Source organism: Cryptosporangium japonicum, assembly GCF_039524755.1.
GTDB lineage: Bacteria > Actinomycetota > Actinomycetes > Mycobacteriales > Cryptosporangiaceae > Cryptosporangium > Cryptosporangium japonicum.
Window position 1 is genome coordinate 76,807 of record NZ_BAAAGX010000023.1, and the last position, 19,177, is coordinate 95,983.

Here is a 19,177-nt window from a genome sequence, read left to right on the forward strand (position 1 = left end):
CGGTAGCTCGCCATGACTAGGGACGATGACTGGCTTCAAGTCGCTTTCGCTGCGCTTCCCATCCGGTCACGTCGCATGATCGAGGATCGTGCCGACGGGAAGACCCTCGAAAGTATTGGTCAGAAGCATGAGCTGAGCCGCGAACGGGTCCGCCAGTTGCTTCTGAAGGCGCAGGAGTATCTCTGCGCCGTCGCCGACGAGTTCGTGGGTGGCTGGCGTGATCGGCTAACCGCCCTCACGGGGCGCTCGGCCGTGCCCCAATCGGAGGTGGCGTCGGTGTTGGGTGTACGTGACCAGGTGGCTGTGGGGCCGCTTGTCGAAGCTGTGGGCGCTGAACATCCATTGACGTGGGCTGGTCGTCTAAATGGCTGGTGGACCCGCAGCTCAGGCGCCCTGGAAGTGCTAATTCGGCGAGGGGTGGAGGAGGCGCCACTGCGTGGGGAGGACATAGCGGCGACCTTCGCGGCTGCCGGAGTACCGGACAACGTCCCCTTGCTGGATCTGCTCGGACATCCGGACAGCCCGCTGGTGCCCGGCGTTGGGGGAACTTGGCTGCGCCGTCGCGCCCGCGGAAGGGACGCGGCCTACCTTTTCCTCCTGGCGAATGGCGAACCCTGCCGAGCGGAGGAGTTGCTGGCACCGACTGGGATTGGGCGGAAGTCCGCCGTCGCCGAGGCTCTCAGGCGGGACGAGAGGTTCGTGCAGCTCCGTCTGGAGGGTAAGTGGGCGCTGACCGAATGGCCTCATCTGCACGTCACTCCGTACCCGAACGCCATGGAGGCCCTCGTCGCTGTGCTGACCGAACATGGGCCGCTACACAAGGATGCTCTTTTCTCGCGGGTCGGCGAGCGCTATCCGGTGACCCCGTGGCGCCTGCACCAATGCCTGCTGGACGACAGAGTGGGCACGACGGCAGACGGTCTGATTGAGTTGGTCGCGCGAGGTGCTACCCCGATCGAGGAAAGCAGCCCGACACGGCCGGCGAGGATGGCCGCCGATCCTGCTGGAAACGTGTTTGGCGTCCGACTCACGGTGGATAAGGACATCCTTCGGGGTAGCGGCGTTGTAGTCAGCAGCTGGGTCACATGGCAGCTCGGCATGCGACAGGCCCCCATGGTCAGGACCTTCGTCATCACCGGTCATCCCACACCGATCGTCCTCAAGCGCGCGACGAGCGCGGCCCAGATCTCCAGCCTGAGAGTGCTGGTGAAAGAGAACGGAATGGTTGAAGGATGTGAATTCGTACTCCTCCTCCGCGCAGACGACTCGACGGCCCGAATTGAGCACGTTTGCGCCGAACGCGCCTGTCCCAGAGTAAGCCGGCCTTCCGGGACCGCCGAGCGGCTCCGCCGGTGAGCCGACGCTAGGCCTCTGCGGGCGGTCTGCCGGTCTCGCTTCAGCGATGCCCGCAGATGAGAGCGCCCGACAGTCGAAGACTGCGGGCGCTTGCACTAGCCAGGGGAGCCGCCTCCGGGAATCGAACCCGGGACCTACGCATTACGAGTGCGTCGCTCTGGCCGACTGAGCTAAGGCGGCAACGTGCGACCCCAGTGTAGCGGGTCCTCCCCCAACGGCCGAATCGGTAGGTGCCTCAACGTGCACCCCGTACGGTGGACACATCCCCCTCACGGCCGGGAGCTGCCGGATGGACCACACTACGGAACGTCTCCGCTACATTCTGTTGACTGCCCCTAACGGGGACGAGCTGGCGACACGAGTGAGCGAGGCACTGGACGAGGGCTATGAGCTGTACGGGTCACCGGCGATCACGTTCGCCGGAGATCAGACGCTGGTGGCCCAAGCGGTAGTCCTACCGGCCTACGCAGCAGGCCGCTACCGACGCCCCTAAACCCGGCGTCAAGCAGGTACGGCGCCGCCAGAACCGGCGCCGGTAAGAGCACGAAAGGGACACGGGGTTGCGACGGGGGTCGTGGACTAGTGCGGTAGCGACGGCTATCGCGCTGATGACATCAACGCCGGCTCAGGCCTGCGACTGCGTGCCGCTCACACCGGCCGAGGCGCGGAGCGAGGCCAGCACCGTCTTCGTCGGCACGGCCACACAGCGTGTCGGCCACCCCGACGAAGGCTCCCCCGACCCGGTCACCTACCGCTTCACGGTCGAGCGCGTCCTCAAAGGCGAGGCCGGGCCGACGCTCAGCGTCCGGACCAACAACAGCGCGGACGCGTGTGGCGTCGACTTCCGGATCGGCGACCGCTACGAGGTCTACGCGCTCGACGCCGACGGCACGCCGTTCGCGACCCGGTGCGGTGGCACGCACCGGATCTCCTAGGAGGATCAGTTCATGCCGGTCGAGGGCATCATCGCCGCGTTAGGAATCATCGCCGTTCTGATCGTCGCGATCGTGCTCGTCTCGCGATCCCGCCATCGCGAGTGAGAACAGGCCGTACGCGGCGATGGAGTGGGCGTCGCGCAGTTCGCCGGAGCGGATCATCTGCTCCAGCGACGACCTCGATACCCACTTCTGGCGCATGTCCTGTTCCGACGCCTCCCGGGACGGGGCGCCGGCCACCAGGTCGGATGCCAGGTACACGTCGAAGTACTGGCTCATCACGCCCGGTGCCGCCTGCAGGAAGCCCAACCGCGTCCACGTACTAGCCGTGAAACCCGTCTCCTCGGCCAGCTCCGCCTGCGCGAGCGCCAACCCCGAGCCTCCCGGGGAGCCCGGCGGCCAACCGCCCTGGGGGAACTCCCAGCAGCGCTCCTGCACCGGATACCGGAACTGCTCCACCAGGTGGAACCCCTCGCCGTCCCACGGCACCACGAGTGCGAAGTTCCGCTTGTCGATGACCCCGTAGATGCCGGTGGAGCCGTCCGGCCAGCGCACGGTGTCTTCCCGGACGCTCAACCAAGGGTTCTGATAGGCAACACGGGTATCGACCTGCTCCATACGGACAATTATCCCTCGTACGCCTGCCGCGGCGCGCACACGTCGGCACGGCTGCACGAACACCGGGAACCGTCCGCGTCCAGACGGACCGTCAACGAATCAGTGGGTACCGAACGGCCGACGACCCGGCCGTCACCCGACGGCGTGGAGACCTGCGAACCAACCGCCGGCGCCGACGACGAGAACGCCTGGTAGAGCGGATGTTCGTACTTCAGGCAGCACATCAGGCGCCCGCACGCCCCGGAAATACGCATCGGGTTCAGCGGCAGGTCCTGATCCTTCGCCATTTTGATCGTGACCGGTTCGAAGTCGGTCAGGAACGTGGAGCAGCACAGGTCACGCCCGCACGGGCCGATACCGCCCTGTGCTTTCGCGGCGTCACGCGGGTTCAGCTGACGTAACTCCACCCGCGCCGACAGCGTCGCCCCGAGGTCACGCACCAGTGATCGGAAATCGACGCGGTGCGGCGCCGTGAAGTAGATCGTCGTGCGGTTGGCGTCCAGGGCGTGATCGACCGCGACGACTTTCATCGGCAGCTCGTGCTCGCGGATCAACCGCTTCGCGGCGACTTTTCCCTGCGCCTTCTTCCGGCGCAGAAGCTTGTCGCGGGAAAGGTCCGTATCGGAGGCCATCCCGGCGAGCACCGGGAAGCCGGACGTGTCTTCCGACACCCACGACGGCGCCCACACGCACTGGGCCACCTCGGGGCCGTCGTCCGTCGCCACCAGGACGTGGTCACCCACCGCGGGAGAAAAGGCCCCCGGGTCCGCGTAATAGAGACGGCCGTACCGGGCGAAAGTCACCGCGCACAGCATCCCCATGAGCGCACAGTACCGGGCGCTACCCCTCAGGTGGGGCTATTCGGACAGCAAAGAGTAGACAGTACGCCACTTACCACGCACCGACCGTCACGACTCGCCAAAAGTGGTCGTTAATTCGCCCGTACTGTCCCCTCCGGAGAACAGGGTTCCTTATGCGCCAGTGGTCCCGCAGAGCGGCAGGATTGGCTCTCACGGCCGTCTGGGTAGTCACGATCAATACCGGCGGACAAAGCACCATGAGCACCAATGTCGCCCGCGTCGAACAGACGTCGTTTTCAGCCCACGCCTCCGCGAACGTCCTGCGTCTCACCAATTCGGACGCCGGGCCGCACGCCACCGCACTCAACGGACTACGGCTGGGCACGGCGAACGCCACTGTCGACGCCGAGGAGTCGACCGCTTCGGCCACCCAACTCACCGGCCCACCGGGAGCGCCACCGACGTCGGCCACGCGCCGGGCCGGCGGCGGCGACAACGACGAGGAGTCGGGAACGGCCACCCGGTCGAACTCGGGCGTCGAACTGCCGTTTCTGACGCTGGGCGCCAGCCGCCTGACCGCGACCGCGAACTGGGCCGACCCGGACGGTCCGATCGCCCTGAGTTCGGCGCTCGCCCGGCCCGGTGAGCTGGTGCTGCGCCCGGAGGACGACGAGGCGTTGATGCACGTCTGGCGGGGCAGCCAGACCCGCACGCAGACGCAGCTGGTGGCGGTCGCCGGGCAGTCGACGCTGGGCCTGCGCACCACGGCCAAGGCCGAGCTCTCCGCGGTCACGCTCTTCCGCGGCACCTCCACCGAGGTGACGATCCGGTTCCTCCGCGCGCCGTCGCTGATGGCCGTGGCGGCGGGGAGCGAGCGCACCGACGTCCGGTACGTGCCGCCGATCGTCGCGGTGACCGCGTCGCAAGGCCGTAGCTACCGCCTGGACGCGGCCGGCGAGAGCATCGAGGTGCCGCTGGACGGCCCGGGGTGCTGCAACCGCCTCGTACGCGTCCGGCTCGGCACGGTCCGCGAGCGGGTCGGCCACACCAGCGTCGACGCGACGGCCGCCGCCGTCCGCCTGCAGATCGTGGGCGCGGAGGACCGCCTCCTCGACGCCACGATCGGCGACCTGGACGTCTCGGCGCACGTCCCGGTCGGCGGCCTCGGCCACCAGAAGGCCGACCACCCGAGAGCCGACCACCCGAGAGCCGACCACCAGAAGGCCGACCCCTGCGAGCCGTGCGCGAACGACGAGATCGCGCTGACGCCCAGCGAGAACGTGGCCTCACCGCCGGCCGAGAGCGCGTCCCCGCAGCCGGTCACCCCCACCTCAGCGGTTCCCGCCGCCGCGGAAACCCTTCCCCGCACCGGCGCCAGCCTGCCGCTGATCGCCGCGCTCGGCCTCGCCCTGCTCACCATCGGCTGGATCGTCATCCGCGCCGTGCGTCGCCGGGCCTGAATCGACGCCCGACGGGAACGTGCACCGCTCAGCCTTCGAAGAGCGTCACCATCAGCGCTTCGATCGCGATCAGCGGCTTCACGTTCTCGTCGAGCGCCGTGCGGCACTTCAGCACGGCCTCGATGCGCCGCAGGATCGACTCCGGCTCCCAGCGGGCCGCCGCGGCTCGTACCATCTCCTCGACGTCGATGTGCACGAGCGGCACCGACGCACCGAGGCGCACCATGAGCACGTCGCGGTAGAACGCCGCCAGGTCGACGAGCGCGCGGTCCAGCGCGTCACGCTGCACCCGCGTCGTCCGTGACTTCTGCTTTTTCTCCAGGTCTTTGATCTGGCCGACGGTGCCGCGGGTGGCCGCGGCGGCGCCCTTGCCGGTGCCTCCGGCGCCGAGTGCGCGCTCGAGTGCGGCCTTCTCGTCGGCGTTCTGCGTCTCGGTGGCCGCCGCGGCTTCCTCGTTCGACGCCGCGATCAGCGCCGCGGCCGCGTTGTAGCAGGCCGCGATGCCGGTGAGCGAACGCGGGATGGCCAGCACGGCGCGGCGCCTGGCCTGCGCGTCCGGGTCGCGTGCCAGCCGCAGCGCGCGGCCCACGTGCCCCTGGGCGACGGACGCGGCCCACCGCGCGGTCGTCTCGTCGACGTCGTTGCGGCGCATCAGCAAGCCGGCGACCGCCTCCGCCGACGGCATGCGCAGCGGCACGACCCGGCTGCGCGAGCGGATCGTGACCGACACGTCGTCGGGGTGCGCCGAGGGCGCGCAGAGCAGGAAAACGGTGCGGTCGGTGGGTTCCTCGATCGCCTTCAGCAGCGCGTTGGAGGCCCGCTCGTGCAGCCGGTCCGCGTCTTCGATGAGGACGATCTGCCAGCGGCCGCCCGACGGGGAGCTGGCCGCGCGCAGCACCAGCGACCGCATCTCGTTGACGCTGATCCAGACGCCTTCGGGGGCGACGATGCGTACGTCGGCGTGCGTGCCGGCGAGCGTGGTGTGGCACTCGTTGCACTCGCCGCAGCCGCCGCGGGGGCACTGCAGCGCGGCGGCGAACGCACGGGCGGCGACCGAGCGCCCGGAACCGGGTGGGCCGGTGAACAGCCAGGCGTGGGTCATCTCGCCGGGTTGCACGGGTTCGCCGGCGACGATGCGCCCGGCGGCGGCCGCGGCCCGGGCCAGCACGGTGACGGCTTCGTCCTGCCCGATGACGTCCGCGAAGACGCCGGGCACCAGAGCGACGGTCATCGCGCCTCCGTCGTAGAGCTGGAATCGGCTTCCGACCCTACGCCGCCGTTCTCGTCCGCCTCGTCCGCCGAAGCGGCCGGGGCGGCGACCGCCGCCGGTGCCTGGGGCAGCGGCTCGTTGACGTCGGGGTGGACCTTCAGCAGCGGCGCGACGCGCACTTTGATGCGGTCGGCGAGCATCCCGGCCGAGCTACCGGCGTCGAGCACCAGGTACCGCCGCTGATCGGCGGCGGCCCGGTCGAGGAAGGCACGGCGCACCCGCTGGTGGAAGTCGATCGACTCCGCCTCCAACCGGTCGGCCGCGCCCCGGTTGCCGACCCGCGTCAGACCGATCGACGGATCGACGTCGAGCAGGATCACCAGGTCGGGAACGAGCCCGGCCGTCGCCCACCGGGAGAGCCACTCGATGTCCTCGGTGGCCAGGTCCCGTCCGGCGCCCTGATAGGCCAGCGACGAGTCCACGTAGCGGTCGCAGACCACCACCGCGCCGCGCGCCAGCGCCGGCCGGATCACGGTGGCGACGTGGTGCGCCCGGTCCGCCGCGTACAACAGCGCCTCCGAGCGGGACGACGGCGCGTCTTCCCGGTGGTCGAGGATCAGCGAGCGGATCTCGCGCCCGAGCGGCGTCGCGCCGGGCTCACGCGTGGACACCACCTCGAACCCGCGCCCGCTCAGCCAGTCGGCGAGGGCGCGGGACTGCGTGGACTTCCCGGCCCCTTCGCCGCCCTCGAACACGATGAACAGCCCGTCACCGGACCGGTCACCGGCGACGGGCAGCGAGTGCCCGCGGAGCGTCGAGTACAGATCACGGAGCAGTGGAACACCAGGTTTGTCGTCCATTGCCCGGAATGAGAGCACACTCGCGATGATCGCCAACAGGCCGCTCACGAACAGCAGCACGCGCGCGGCCGAAAAATCCAGCTCGAACGCGCCGAGCGGAATCTTCCGCCCGCCGCCGACCCCGACGAGCAGCGACGAGACCGCGATCGCCAGCAGCAGCACGACACGCACGGTGGACTGGACGAAGGCGAAGACCCGACCGCGCATCGCGTCCGGCACCTCGGCACCGAGCAGGGTCGTGCCGGCCAGGTACGCCATCCCGGCGCCGGCACCGGCCAGCACGGTGAGCGGGATCGCCATCGAGAGGTGCAGCGAGAACGGCAGCACCGCGACCGCCAGGCCGGACAGCCCGATGCTCGCGCAGAACCAGCGCCGCCGGGACAAGCCACGCACCAGCGACGGGCCCAGCCCCATCCCGCCGGCCAGACCGACGAACAGCGAGCCGAACAGCAGGTAGAACGTCGCGTCGCCCCCGCCGAGACCACGGGCGAAGAACTGCCCCACCCCGACGACCACCCCGCCGGCCGCGAACGCACCGAGGATGCCGAGCACCAGACCACGCACGAGCGGCGTCCGCCCGGCGTACTTCCAGCCGTCGAGCAGGGCGGTCGGCAGGCTCGGCTCGGGTACGCCGGCCGGGCCGGAGCGGCGCAACCGGCCCTCGCCGGTGCTGATCTCGCGGATCGTGAACACGACCACCGCCGCGACCAGGAACGTGAACGCGTTCAGGTAGAGCGCGGCGTCGTTGGGGTCGAGGCGCAGCCGGGACGGGTCGTCGCGGACGAGCGAGAGCAGCAGCCGGTTGAGCCCGGCGCCGATGAACACCGCGAGCAGCGGCGTGACACCGTACGTGACGACGAGGCTGAGCTGGTTGGCCGCCTCCAGCTGTTCGCGCGGCACGAGGTTCGGCACCGACGCCTCTTTGGCCGGGTTCCAGAACATCCCGACGACCTCGATCACGAACGTCGCGACCAGCGCCCACCCGACCGCGACCGGCGCCGAACCCACCACGGCCACCAGCGGGATCGACGCGAAGAGCACGAACCGCACCAGGTCGCAGACGACCATCGTCAGCCGCCGGTCGAACCGGTCGGCGAACGCCCCGGCCAGCGGCCCGAGCACGATCGTGGGTAACAGGCGCGCGATGACGACGCCACCGAACGCGAGCCCCTTGGCCGTCGGGCCGCTCACCTGGCCGGCCGCGAACAGGCTGGTGGCGAGCAGACCGAGCCAGTCGCCGAAGCTGGACAGGCCGAACGTGAGCCACAACCGGCGGAAGGGCCGGTTACGCAGGACCGCTGTGATCTGCGACGAGTCGGTCGCGAGCGGCCTGGGTTCGGGAGGGCCGGGTGGGCCCGGGTCCGCACTGATGGCTACTACTCCTGGCTACGTGGGGTTCGCCGGCGATGAAAGCGTAACCAAGCCCAGGTAGCCCGAGCAGATTTACGTCCAGGTGCTCCCGAGGCTGTGGAAAACACGACGCGGGCTGTACGACATTCGAACTCCTCTACGCAACGGAACGACGGTCGCGCCCGCCCCGGCGCTCGTCCCTGCCATTCTGCCGTGGTCGCGACCCTCCGTGACGAGTGGGGCGGAAGGGTCTGCGGTGACTGGTCAGTCATTGGCGCCGGATGGTTATCGCGCTTCGCCCGATCGGACGATCAGACCAGTGACGTGCAGGTATGCCGCTTATCGCGGCATTTCCACTGCAATTTCGGCCATTGCTTCCGATTGGCTAGCTGGAGTTGATTCCGACGCTCTGGAGGCGGTCAATGGCCGGCGAACCGTCGACGGTCCCCAGTTCCTACGTCCACCGGTCGATCCGGGTCACGCCCGTCCGCCAGGCGCCGGACATCCCGGCCTACCTGTACTTCGGCGGTATCGCCGGAGCGTCCGCCGGGTTGGCCGCACTGGCCGAGCTGACCGGTGAGCGGCGGCTGGCGACGGCGTCCCGGTTCGCGGCGGCCGGCTGCGCGCTGGCCGCGGTGGCCGCCGCGGCCCGCGACCTCCGCCGACCGCAACGGTTCCTGGCCGGACTCCGCGCACCCGACCCGAGTTTCCCGCTCAGCCTGGGGACGTGGCTGGTGGTGCCGTTCGCGGGGCTGGCGACCGTGACGGCCGGCGCGGAGCTGGCCGGCTGGCGGGTCGCGGCCGCCGTGACCGGCGCCGCGGCCGGCGTGCTGGGGCCGGCGGTGTGCACGTACACCGCGGTCGCGCTCGTCGACACCGAGGTGCCCGCCTGGCACGAGGCCTACCGGGAGCTGCCGTTCCTGTTCGCCGGGAGTGGCATCAGCGGCGCGGCGGGCATCGCGCTGATCGCGACGCTGGGCGGCGACCCCGCCCCGGCCCGGCGGCTGGCGGTGGCCGGAGCGGCGATGGAGCTGGCCGCCACGGCCCGGCTGCGTGCGGCACCGGGCTCGGCCGGCGTCTCGTTCCGGGGCGGCACCGCCGGACGTCTGCTGACCGCCGCGGCCGCGCTCACCACGGTCGGCGCAACCGTCGCCGCCCTCGGCGGCCTCGCCCCCCGGCGGGAGACGCTGAAGCGCCTGGCCATCGTCAGCGCCGGTCTCGCGCTGCTCGCCTCCGGCGCCCTGAGCCGGCTGAGCGTCCACTACGCGGGCCAGCACTCCGCCGAAGCCACCCGATTTGGTAACGTTACTTAAGCGTAGTTTGCACCTATTTGCACGGGGGAGCGATGCCCACCAACCCGATCCACGGGCACCACAACCCCGGGCTGGTCCGGCCGCACCCTCCCCTGCCCGGCACGCCACTGCTCGACCTGCTCGCCGAGCCCACCGAGGAACGGCCGCCCCCGCCGGAGCCGTCCGGGCGCGACCCGATCGCACTGGCGCTCGCCGGGGTCGCGGCCCTGTTCGCCACGGTCGCGCTCGGCGTCGCCGTGCTGACCTGGCTGAGCATGTCCGACCTGCAGACGATCGTGGCGATGTCGGAGGCCGACCAGCCGGACACCGGCCAGCAGCCGGCACCCTCCGGGCAGGCCGTCGCCCCGCTGCCGGGACAGCCGCTGCCCGACGACCAGTTCGCCGGCCCCACCCTGGGCGTCACCGGCTACTCCCAGGCCTATCGCGGCCAGGCCCTGCAGCTCACGCTGCCGCCCTGCGGCTCCACGATGACCCGGTACGTCGACATCGACGAGCCCAGGGTCGACGCGGACGCCTCCCGCGCCGACCTGTTCTACAAGCCGCGGATGGGCTGCTACGGCACCCCGCAGCTGCACTTCGTCAGCGGCGTGACCGCCGCGGTGGTGAAGAGTCCGACGATCCGCCCGGCGCAGTGCGCCACCAGCATCAAGAACGCACCGGCCGACAACCCGATCGCGATCGACGGCACCAAGGTGGTCTGCGTGCTCACGTCGTCGGACAAGGCGATCGGCGAGGACATCACGCAGAAGATGGCCGTGCTCGTCATCACCGCACCCAGCTCCAACGGCCAGACCACGGTCCGCGCGACGGCCTGGAACGCCACCAGCTAGAACTGAGGGCATGGCGAAGCGGGGTCGTAAGAACAAAACATCCGGCCCACAGCCCGGCACCCACCAGCTGACGGACGTCACCGCCGAGATCGTGCGCGACCTCGACACCGACGCCGGGTGGATGCTCCTCCTGGACGGCGTCCCGAACTCGTACCTGGATCTGGACGACCCCACCCACCTGGAGTTCGAGTACCAGCAGTGGATGGGCCGTGCCGTCGACCTGCACGAACCCGAGGCCGACGTCGTGAGCTTCGTGCACATCGGCGGCGGCGCCTGCGCGTTCCCGCGGTACGTGGCGGCGACCAGGTCCGGGGCTCGCCAGCTGGTGGCCGAGTACAACCCGGAGCTGATCGCGCTGATCCGCGAGGTGTTCGGGGTCCGCACCGGGCCCGGTCTGCGGATCCGGGCCGGCGACGGCCGGGACGTGCTGGCCGGCCAACACAGCGCCTCGGCGGACGTCGTCGTGCGTGACGCGTTCGTCGGGCCGGTCGTGCCGCCGCACCTCACCACCACCGAGTTCGTCACCGACGTGGCCCGCGTGTTGCGCCCGACCGGGCTCTACCTGGCCAACGTCACCGACGGGCCGCCGCTGGCGCTGGCCAGAGCCGAGGTGGCGACGGCGAGGAAGACGTTCGAGCACGTCGCGCTGGTGTCGGAGACGCCGGTCCTGAAGGGACGCCGGTACGGCAACCTCGTGCTGCTGGCCTCGCCGGCCCCGCTGCCCACCAGCGACCTGGCGCGGCTCCTGGCCCGCTCGGTCGCGCCGACCCGCGTGCTGGAAGGGCCGGACCTGGAGAAGTTCACCGCCGGCGCGGTGGTGACCACCGATGACGCGCCGCTGGTGCCGCCCGCGCCGCCACCGCACCTCATCCGGTGAGCGGCACCTGGGCGAACGTCCGCCCGATGAACGTCAGCGCGCCCGGCGCCGTCGACCGCCAGAACGTGGCGTCGTGGCACCCCGGCGACTCACGGACCCGGGCTTCGGGCAGCGCCGCCCTCACCGCGGGCATGACCGCCGCGTTCGGGTCGTGGGTGCCGTAGTCGACCCGGACCGGCACCCCCGCCAGCGCCGCCCCGTGCGCCAGCACGTCGTACCGGCTCCAGTCCGCGGCCGAGTCGAACGCCGACGCGCTCTCGCGACGCGCGTCGGCGTAGCTGCGCCAGATCGCCGGTCCGCCGACCGCGCAGGCAGCCACCCGGGCCGCGTTGAGCTCGGCGAACAGCAACGCGCCGTAACCGCCCATCGAGTAGCCCAGCAGCCCGATCCGCCGGCCGGCCCCGGTCTGCAGCCCTCGGCCGGCCAGCAGCGGCAGGAACTCGTCGGTGAGCATGCCGAGCGGGTCGTCGCCGTCGGCGCGCGGGTGCCAGTAGCGCGGCCCACCGTCGACCGCGGCCAGCGCGAACGCCGGAACGCCGTCCGCGACGACGTCGGCGAGGTATCCGGGCAGGGCGATCTCCGCGCCGAGCACGCGCTCGTCGCCGCCGTAGCCGTGCAGCACCAGGCAGACCGGGAGCGAGCTGCCGGCCGCGAAGCCCGGCGGGTACGCGATCTGGTAGCGCACCGTCGCGCGGCGATGCGCCGACCGGAACTGCCCGCCGACGACGTCACCGGGCTCCGTCTTCGGGTCCGGCGCGTAGACGTCGCAGGCTCCGAGCGCGCGGCGGAGCCGGGATTCACCGGGCACGACACCGGTACCGACCAGACCGACTCCACCGGCGGCGAGCAGCCCGAGTCCGGCGACGCCCGTGCCCAGTACCGCCCGTCTGCTCACCACGATGAGCAGACTAATGCGGCATATACTCCAAAATCAGTCCCGCCGGGCGCACCTCAAGGCCAACGTCGTCAGCCCGGAGGCGTCCAACCCGGGCCAGCCGTGGACGACCGAACGCCACTCGGCCGGCACCGCGGACGCCCCGTACGCCGCTCCCAGCAGCGCACCGGCGATGGCGGCCACCGTGTCGGTGTCGCCCCCACCGTTCACGGCGGCCTCGATCCCGCCACGCAGACCGTCGCCGCGGACGATCGCCGACCACGCCGCCTGCAGCGCCCCGACCACCCACCCGGACGACGAGGCGAACGCCGACGGCGGCTCCGCCTCGGCCTCGGCGATCCGCGCCGCCCAGTAACCGCCCCCGTCGACCCGCGACAACCCGACCCGGACGTCGAGCTCCCCGGTTCCGATCGCGTGATCGATGGCCAGACACCAGAGCGCGCACGCATCGCCGGCCACCGGGTCGTGATGGGTCAGCGCGCTCACCGCGCGGGCGGCGTCGACAATGGCGTCGGCGTCACCCCGGAACGCCAGCGCGACCGGCGCCGTCCGCATCAACGAACCGTTCCCGGCCGTACGCCCGGACACCGCGTGCAGCTCCGCGCCGATCTCGCGGAGCCGGGCCGCGCCGCCACCGGTCCCGGCCGCACGGGAGAGCAGCGAACGCGTCTGCGTCCCGACGTCGGTCGCCCCGCCGCCGAACCAGTCCACCACGAACCCGGCCGCGATCCGGTCGAGCGCCTCCTCGGTACGCAGGTCCCAGCCATCGGCGGCAACCTCGGCGACGACCACGGCCATCTGGGTGTCGTCGCTGTACTCCCCCGGCGCGTACGGGCCGTACCCGCCGCCGAGCATCCGCGGCCGGCCGTCGGCCGGGCCGCGTTGCTCCGGCTCGTACGCGACACCGAGCGCGTCCGCGCAGGCCGCGGCCAGCAACGTTCCGATGATCCGATCGTCCACTGTCCAACAGTACCCGGACCGTCCCCTTTGGAATTTAGCAACCGATAAGAGCCGTAAGCCCTGTTCGCGACTTGCGTTACTGGTGATCAGTCTGAGACGGTCGCCAAAGGTAGTCCCTGCACGACTAAGAGTGACTATCGAGAACACCGGGAGATAGTCGTGACGTACAGCGGTTACAGCCGAAAGCAACCGCCGCCGATTGACCCTCCGCCGCAGGCGCGGGTCCGTACCTACTGGCGTGGTTGCGTCCAGCTCTGGCAGGCACACCAGCCCGACGCCAACGGACGGTGCGCCGCCTGCGGCCGCCAGGGGGCCTGTCCGACGCTCACCGCCGTGGACGCACTCCTCGCGGACGCGCTGGGACGGTCGTCGGACTGACCCGGTACGTTTCCGCAGCGGGCGATCTTGGTAGATCCCGTAGGGAAGCGGAACGCTGGAGGCGGGTTATGACGATCCTGGGCATCGACATCGGCGGGTCCGGCATCAAGGGCGCACCGGTCGACCTCGACACCGGCGCCCTGACCGCCGAGAGGTACCGGCTGGAGACGCCGAAGGGCGGCGCGCCGGACGACATGATGCCGGTCATCGCCGAGGTTGCGAAGCGGTTCCCCGGCGACGGCCCGATCGGCGTCACGTTCCCGGGCGTGGTCGTCCGCGGCGTCATCAAGACCGCCGCCAACCTGAACAAGGACTGGATCGGCGTCGACGCGGGCACGGTCTTCACCGAGCTGACCCACCGGCCGGTGACCGTGCTGAACGACGCGGACGCCGCCGGCGTGGCCGAGATGGCGTTCGGCGCCGGGCGCGACCGGAAGGGCACGGTCCTGCTGTTCACGTTCGGCACCGGGATCGGCAGCGCGCTGTTCCGCGACGGCGACCTGGTGCCCAACACCGAGCTCGGTCACGTCGAACTGCACGGCAAGGACGCCGAGCTGCGCGCCTCCGACCGGGTCCGCGAGGAGCACGACCTGAGCTGGAGCAAGTTCGCCGGCCGGGTCAACGAGTACCTCAGCCACCTCGAGATGCTGTTCTCGCCCGACCTGATCATCGTCGGCGGCGGCGTCAGCAAGAAGGCCGACAAGTGGCTGCACGAGGTCAAGGTCAACGCCGAGATCGTGCCGGCCACGCTGCAGAACAACGCGGGCATCGTCGGCGCCGCCATGGCCGCGGCCACCGTCAAGTAACGCACTCAACCGGCCGCGAGGCGGTGCGCCGTGTGCCGCGTCGCCGGGTACAGCTCCCGGTAGAGCCGGTACAGCTCGTCGTAACGAGCGGCGGCGCCGGGGTCGGGCTGCACCACCGACACGATCGGGTTCCACCCGCTCGCGTCGGTGACCAGCCCGGTTCCGAGGCCGGCCAGCAGGGCGTCGCCGTAGCTGGCGCCGATCGTGTAGGTCGGCAGCTGCTGCGGCTCCTGCAACACGTCCGAGACGATCTGCGTCCACAGACCACCCTGCAGACCACCGCCGACGGCGACGAGACGGCGACCGCCGTGGTCCCCCATCACCTCGAGGTTGTGGCGGACGCCGAACGCGGTGCCTTCCAGCGCGGCGCGATAGAGGTGGCCGGGGCCGTGGCGCAGCGTCAGCCCCACCACCACACCGCGGGCGTCGGGGTCGAAGAGCGGCGTCCGTTCACCGGCGAAGTACGGCAGCATCAGCAGCCCGTCGGCGCCCGGCCCGGCCTCACGGGCGGCCTCGGTGAGGTCGGGGTACGAGCGGCCGGTGAGGCTCCGCAGCCAGGCGGTGATCGCGCCCGACGTCGCCATGCCGCCGGCCATCGTGTACGTGCCGGGGAACGCGCCGACCGTCCCCCAGAGCTTCGCCGAGCTGCGCCGTTCGGGCAGTACCTCGACCAGGAACATCGTCGTGCCGTACATCAGCATGACGTCGCCGGGGTTCCGGACCCCGACGCTGACGGCCTCGGCCCAGGCGTCGACGGTTCCGGCGACGACCGGGACGCCTTCGGGGAGCCCGGTCCGGTCCGCGGCCCGCGCGGTGACCCGGCCGACCACGTCGCCGGGCCAGGCCAGCGGCGGCAATTCCAGGCCCGGCGCGATGTCGTTCGCCCAGTCCTCGGCCCACGCCAGCGCGTCGACGTCGTAGAGCGGGCTCGACTGGCTGGCCGAGTGGTGGTCGAGCACGTACTCACCGGTGAGCTCGTGCACGAGCCACGAGCCGGCCATGAAGAGCCGGCGCGCGGCGGCCCACGTCGACGGCTCGTGGCGTCGCAGCCAGGCCAGCTTCGGTCCGACCGCCTGGGTGGTGAGCGGCGAACCGCCCCGGGCCAGGATCTCCTCCGCGCCGTAGCGGTCGGTGAGCTCGGCGATCTCGGCCGTCGCCCTGGTGTCGACGCCGTACAGGATCGCCGGGCGCAGCGGCCGGCCGTCGGCGTCGGTGACCAGGACGCACGGCCCGATCCCGGAGATGCCGACGCCGGTGATCTCGTCGGCCGCCGGAAGCAGTTCGGTGACCAGGGCCGCGAAATCGGCCCACCACACGTCGACCGCGTCGTGCTCCACCCAGCCGGGCTGGGGCGTCGAGACGCCGTGTTCACGGGTCGCCGACGCCACGAGAGTGCCGTCGGGGTGCACGAGCACACCCTTGGAGCTCGACGTGCCGATGTCGATTCCGAGCAGCATCAGCGCACCACCTCGATCGACGTCGTCGGGAGGGTGCCGCCGTGGACGTCGATCGAGACGTTCTCGCCGTCGACGGTGAACGTGCCCCACGCGGTACCCGCCACGAACGGGTAGGTGCCCGGGGCCGCGCTCACCCGGAGAGCCCGGGTCGCGGCGTTGTAGCGGAACCCGGTGACCGCGTCGAGCACCGACCAGCCGGCCATCGCCCTGGCGTAGTGGTCACCACATTCCACCTCGTTGAACGGGTTGCGCCGAGACCCGTCGTGGCGCCGCTGGAGTGCGGCGATCACTCGTCCGCCTTCGTCGTGCAGGCCCTCGGCCAGGCACAGCGCGGCCACCGTGTACTCCACCCCGGTCCACACCTCGTCGCAGTAGCGCAGCGGCACCTCGGGACGCCCGCCGCGCGGCCAGGAGCAGACGACCAGGCCGGTCTCGTCACCGTCGGCGAACACGCGGTAGCCGTGGTCCTCGAAGCCGGTACGCAGGTTGTGGCGGACGATCGACCGCAGGGCCGTGCGTACCCGGTCGGCCGGGAGCAGGTGGCCGAGGTCGAGCTGGTTGGCCCACCACTGGCCGAACAACTGGTCGGAGAGGCAGCCCGCGCCGAAGTCGTACGCCTCACCGGTCGGCGGCTGCGCGTAGTACTCGCCGTTCCACAGCAACTCGTCGTAACCCTTGGCGGCCAGTTCGAAGAGGGAGCGGTCGGCGTCCGTGTCCTCCGACAGCAGCCGACCCATCTCCTCGGCCGCGCGCAGAGCGGCCAACCAGAGGCAGCCGACGAACATGTTGGGCCCGTGCAGCGCGATGTCGTAGGTGACCGGCTGTTCGCCCCGCAGGACGCCGTCCCCGTCGGCGTCCCAGGTCTCGCGGACGTAGGTGAGCAGCTTCCGCAGCGCCGGCCAGTGGCCGCGGAGCCAGTCCAGGCCGGCGCCGTCACGCACCGAGCGGTACGTCTTGAGCACCGCGCCGAGCATGCCGTCCAGCGCCGGCTTCGCCGGTCCACCGATCTCGACGCCGTGCAGCTGCGGTAACCACGTCGGCAGCACCGCGCGGTGCGGCAGGTACCCCTCGGCCGCCGCGATCGACCACTCGGTATCGCGCATCGTGGCGCCGAGCTGCGGAAACAAGCGGGACAGGGCCTGCTCGTAGTTGTAGACGTGGTTGCAGTCGACCGGGCACGAGCCGCCGACGTCCCCGTTGAAGTTGCGGGTGGACGCGCCGAGACCACCCTCGAAGCCGTGCACGACGCCGTCCTCGGTGCGGAAGATCGTCGGCGAGCGGACGAGCGTGCCCTGCGCGGAGATCAGCTCGGCGAGCGGCTCGGCGAGCGTCCCGACCGCGTCGGCCCAGGCCCGGGACGCGACCGGGTTCGCGCGGTAGTGGTCGAGCACGTCGAGCACGCCGCCGAACCGGGTCGCGTAGTGCGTGCCGAGCCAGAGCTTCGACTTGCCGTACGGCCGCTCCGGTCCGAACTGGTCCCAGTCGACGTAGCGATTCGGGAAGTACCAGGCGTGGACGACCTCGATCGTGGTCTCCTCGCCCGGTGCCAGCGCGAACGGGATCGCGAGGACGGCGTCCCAGGTGTGGCCGGCCGGGCTGGGGCCCTCGCCGCCGGTCAGCGTGGGTGGGATCGACGTCAGGGCCTCGTCGATCGTGGCCCGGGAGAAGTCCCAGAGCTGAACGGGCGTGACGAGCTTGAGGGCCTCGGCGAACCGGAGGGTCTCGGCCGCCCCGCCGGAGCGGGGCAGCACCGCGGCCGGCCGGTCGGCCCAGAGCAGCATCTCGCCGGCACGGGGATCGTCGTCCGGGAGCGACGGGTTGTCCATGACGACGCCCTGGCGCCGGTACCGACGGTTGACGTTGCCGCCGTAACCCGAGGAGCGGACGCCGTCGATCGGCGCGACGCCGTCCCAGCCGACGCCGTTCTGCAGGCTCGCGATCAACCAGCCGTGCCGGAGCTCCGCCGAACGGTTGTGAACGGTAAACGCGTAACTGACCAACGGCAGCCCGGATTCGTCGGCATCGAGCGGGACGAACGGTGTATGAGCGCTCAAGCTGACGTCAACGGGAAGCGTTTCGTCGTGATACGTGACGTTTGCGAACGGATAGGTCGCGGTGAACGTCGTGTCGGTGACCGGGGGCCACGGCGGCAGATTCCCGGCGTCGGGCACGTGGTCGTCGTCGACGTTCGGCGCCGGGTGCGGGTGCGGCGCGATCGGCGCGGAGCGCAGCAGGCGGCACACGTCGTCGGGAGGTTCGATCGAGCTGACGCGCAGCGCGAAAAAACTGCCGGGCAGGAAACCCCGGTGGTTCGGCCGGGAGTGCAGCTGCCACTGACGCAGCGCGCCGTCCGCACCGAGGGCGACGTGGCCGGCGCCGAGCCCGCCGAGGGGGAACGCGACGGCGCGCCGCTGGTCACCCGTGTAGGTCCTCACTTCGCGAACTCCTTGGTCAGCAGGTGCACCTGGGCGGCGGTGGCGACGGCGACCACGCCGGGGAGCAGCAACAGGAACGGCGGCCCGACGAGCGTCGCGATCCCGGACGCGAGCGCGACGAGCGTCAGTAGCGCGAGGACGAAGGCCGGGCTGGCCGCGGTGAGCCCGGCGCCACGGCGCCAGCTGCCGCTCGCGTACGCGAACGGGGCGATGAGCAGCGTCGCTCCCAGCACGACGAGGTTCACCGCGAGCGAGGCGGCGAAGACCGGACCGGCGTCGCGGGCGAGCAGACCGGCGCACGCCAGCGTGGCCACGCCGGCGACCGGCAGTGCCCGCACGACGCCGGGTCGGTAGGCCCCCGCCGCTACCCGCGGCAACGCCCGCACCGCGACCGGCTCCCCGGCCAGCGTGGTGAGCAGCTGGAACGCCGGCCCGATCGTGAACGCGGCCACCGCGGGGGCGAGCAGCACCGCGCCACCGAGGGCGAACACCGCGGTGAGCGCGACCGCGACCACCATCGGCAGTGACGCCACCACCAGCACCGGCAGGCCGCGCCACAACCGCGGCCCGGCCTCCCGGAGGAGAACCGCGAGTGGCACCACGGGTACGCGCGGCGAAGTGAACGTCGACACGGCGA

At 71.3% G+C, this 19,177-nt stretch carries 17 protein-coding genes and 1 tRNA gene; 8 read left to right on the plus strand and 10 right to left on the minus strand.

Going from position 1 to position 19,177, the window contains the following annotated elements:
* Positions 1 to 12 precede the first annotated feature (12 nt).
* On the plus strand, positions 13 to 1,356 hold the full coding sequence (locus ABD437_RS28225; RefSeq protein ID WP_344651969.1) for a sigma factor-like helix-turn-helix DNA-binding protein: 1,344 nt from the start codon (positions 13 to 15) through the stop codon (positions 1,354 to 1,356).
* 106 nt (positions 1,357 to 1,462) lie between these two features.
* On the opposite strand, the gene ABD437_RS28230 is transcribed toward ABD437_RS28225, so the two are convergent.
* A tRNA-Thr gene (locus ABD437_RS28230) sits at positions 1,463 to 1,536 on the minus strand.
* Between the two features lie 109 nt (positions 1,537 to 1,645).
* Here ABD437_RS28230 and ABD437_RS28235 point away from each other — a divergent pair.
* Entirely contained in the window at positions 1,646 to 1,849 is a 204-nt protein-coding gene (locus tag ABD437_RS28235) for a DUF1737 domain-containing protein (RefSeq protein ID WP_344651970.1), read from the plus strand.
* Positions 1,850 to 1,964: 115 nt separating this feature from the next.
* On the plus strand, positions 1,965 to 2,291 hold the full coding sequence (locus ABD437_RS28240) for a hypothetical protein (protein WP_344651971.1): 327 nt from the start codon (positions 1,965 to 1,967) through the stop codon (positions 2,289 to 2,291).
* A 39-nt stretch (positions 2,292 to 2,330) separates the two neighbouring features.
* Here ABD437_RS28240 and ABD437_RS28245 read toward each other — a convergent pair whose 3' ends face one another.
* Together ABD437_RS28245 and ABD437_RS28250 are read right to left on the minus strand one after the other, a co-directional pair.
* Positions 2,331 to 2,909 (minus strand): NUDIX hydrolase, encoded by a 579-nt coding sequence (locus ABD437_RS28245; protein ID WP_344651972.1) that lies wholly within the window; start codon positions 2,907 to 2,909, stop codon positions 2,331 to 2,333.
* 8 nt (positions 2,910 to 2,917) lie between these two features.
* A complete protein-coding gene (locus tag ABD437_RS28250) occupies positions 2,918 to 3,730 on the minus strand; it encodes a PSP1 domain-containing protein (protein WP_344651973.1) in 813 nt (270 codons plus the stop codon).
* A gap of 236 nt (positions 3,731 to 3,966) precedes the next feature.
* On the opposite strand from ABD437_RS28250, the gene ABD437_RS28255 reads away from it, so the two are divergent.
* Positions 3,967 to 5,169, plus strand: a complete 1,203-nt coding sequence (locus tag ABD437_RS28255) for an LPXTG cell wall anchor domain-containing protein (RefSeq protein ID WP_344651974.1) — start codon at positions 3,967 to 3,969, stop codon at positions 5,167 to 5,169.
* 28 nt (positions 5,170 to 5,197) lie between these two features.
* Here ABD437_RS28255 and ABD437_RS28260 read toward each other — a convergent pair whose 3' ends face one another.
* Both ABD437_RS28260 and tmk read right to left on the minus strand, forming a co-directional pair.
* A complete protein-coding gene (locus tag ABD437_RS28260; RefSeq protein WP_344652227.1) occupies positions 5,198 to 6,385 on the minus strand; it encodes a DNA polymerase III subunit delta' in 1,188 nt (395 codons plus the stop codon).
* Between the two features lie 11 nt (positions 6,386 to 6,396).
* Positions 6,397 to 8,508: a dTMP kinase gene (gene tmk, locus ABD437_RS28265; protein ID WP_344651975.1), complete on the minus strand. Its 2,112-nt coding sequence runs from the start codon at positions 8,506 to 8,508 to the stop codon at positions 6,397 to 6,399.
* A gap of 503 nt (positions 8,509 to 9,011) precedes the next feature.
* On the opposite strand from tmk, the gene ABD437_RS28270 reads away from it, so the two are divergent.
* The 3 genes from ABD437_RS28270 to ABD437_RS28280 are packed head-to-tail and all read left to right on the plus strand — an operon-like array spanning position 9,012 to position 11,609.
* Positions 9,012 to 9,902, plus strand: a complete 891-nt coding sequence (locus ABD437_RS28270; protein ID WP_344651976.1) for a polysulfide reductase — start codon at positions 9,012 to 9,014, stop codon at positions 9,900 to 9,902.
* A gap of 32 nt (positions 9,903 to 9,934) precedes the next feature.
* Positions 9,935 to 10,732: a hypothetical protein gene (locus ABD437_RS28275; protein ID WP_344651977.1), complete on the plus strand. Its 798-nt coding sequence runs from the start codon at positions 9,935 to 9,937 to the stop codon at positions 10,730 to 10,732.
* 10 nt (positions 10,733 to 10,742) lie between these two features.
* Entirely contained in the window at positions 10,743 to 11,609 is an 867-nt protein-coding gene (locus ABD437_RS28280; protein WP_344651978.1) for a spermidine synthase, read from the plus strand.
* Here the strand turns inward: ABD437_RS28280 and ABD437_RS28285 are convergent.
* Together ABD437_RS28285 and ABD437_RS28290 are read right to left on the minus strand one after the other, a co-directional pair.
* On the minus strand, positions 11,599 to 12,507 hold the full coding sequence (locus ABD437_RS28285) for an alpha/beta hydrolase-fold protein (RefSeq protein ID WP_344651979.1): 909 nt from the start codon (positions 12,505 to 12,507) through the stop codon (positions 11,599 to 11,601). The genes ABD437_RS28280 and ABD437_RS28285 overlap by 11 nt on opposite strands.
* A gap of 33 nt (positions 12,508 to 12,540) precedes the next feature.
* On the minus strand, positions 12,541 to 13,464 hold the full coding sequence (locus tag ABD437_RS28290; protein ID WP_344651980.1) for an ADP-ribosylglycohydrolase family protein: 924 nt from the start codon (positions 13,462 to 13,464) through the stop codon (positions 12,541 to 12,543).
* A gap of 446 nt (positions 13,465 to 13,910) precedes the next feature.
* Here ABD437_RS28290 and ppgK point away from each other — a divergent pair, with 446 nt between their 5' ends.
* Positions 13,911 to 14,648 carry a polyphosphate--glucose phosphotransferase gene (ppgK, locus tag ABD437_RS28295; protein ID WP_344651981.1) on the plus strand — a complete coding sequence of 246 codons (738 nt, stop codon included), beginning with the start codon at positions 13,911 to 13,913 and terminating at the stop codon, positions 14,646 to 14,648.
* A 5-nt stretch (positions 14,649 to 14,653) separates the two neighbouring features.
* Here the strand turns inward: ppgK and ABD437_RS28300 are convergent, their stop codons facing one another.
* From ABD437_RS28300 to ABD437_RS28310, 3 genes are read right to left on the minus strand one after another with little or no spacing between them, the layout of a single operon-like run.
* Complete coding sequence (locus ABD437_RS28300; RefSeq protein ID WP_344651982.1) at positions 14,654 to 16,105, minus strand: FGGY-family carbohydrate kinase; 1,452 nt, start codon at positions 16,103 to 16,105, stop codon at positions 14,654 to 14,656.
* Entirely contained in the window at positions 16,105 to 18,540 is a 2,436-nt protein-coding gene (locus tag ABD437_RS28305) for a GH116 family glycosyl-hydrolase (protein WP_344651983.1), read from the minus strand. The genes ABD437_RS28300 and ABD437_RS28305 overlap by 1 nt, the downstream gene beginning before the upstream one ends.
* A complete protein-coding gene (locus ABD437_RS28310) occupies positions 18,537 to 19,172 on the minus strand; it encodes a hypothetical protein (protein WP_344651984.1) in 636 nt (211 codons plus the stop codon). Before ABD437_RS28310 ends, ABD437_RS28305 begins: the two co-directional genes overlap by 4 nt.
* Positions 19,173 to 19,177: the final 5 nt, after the last annotated feature.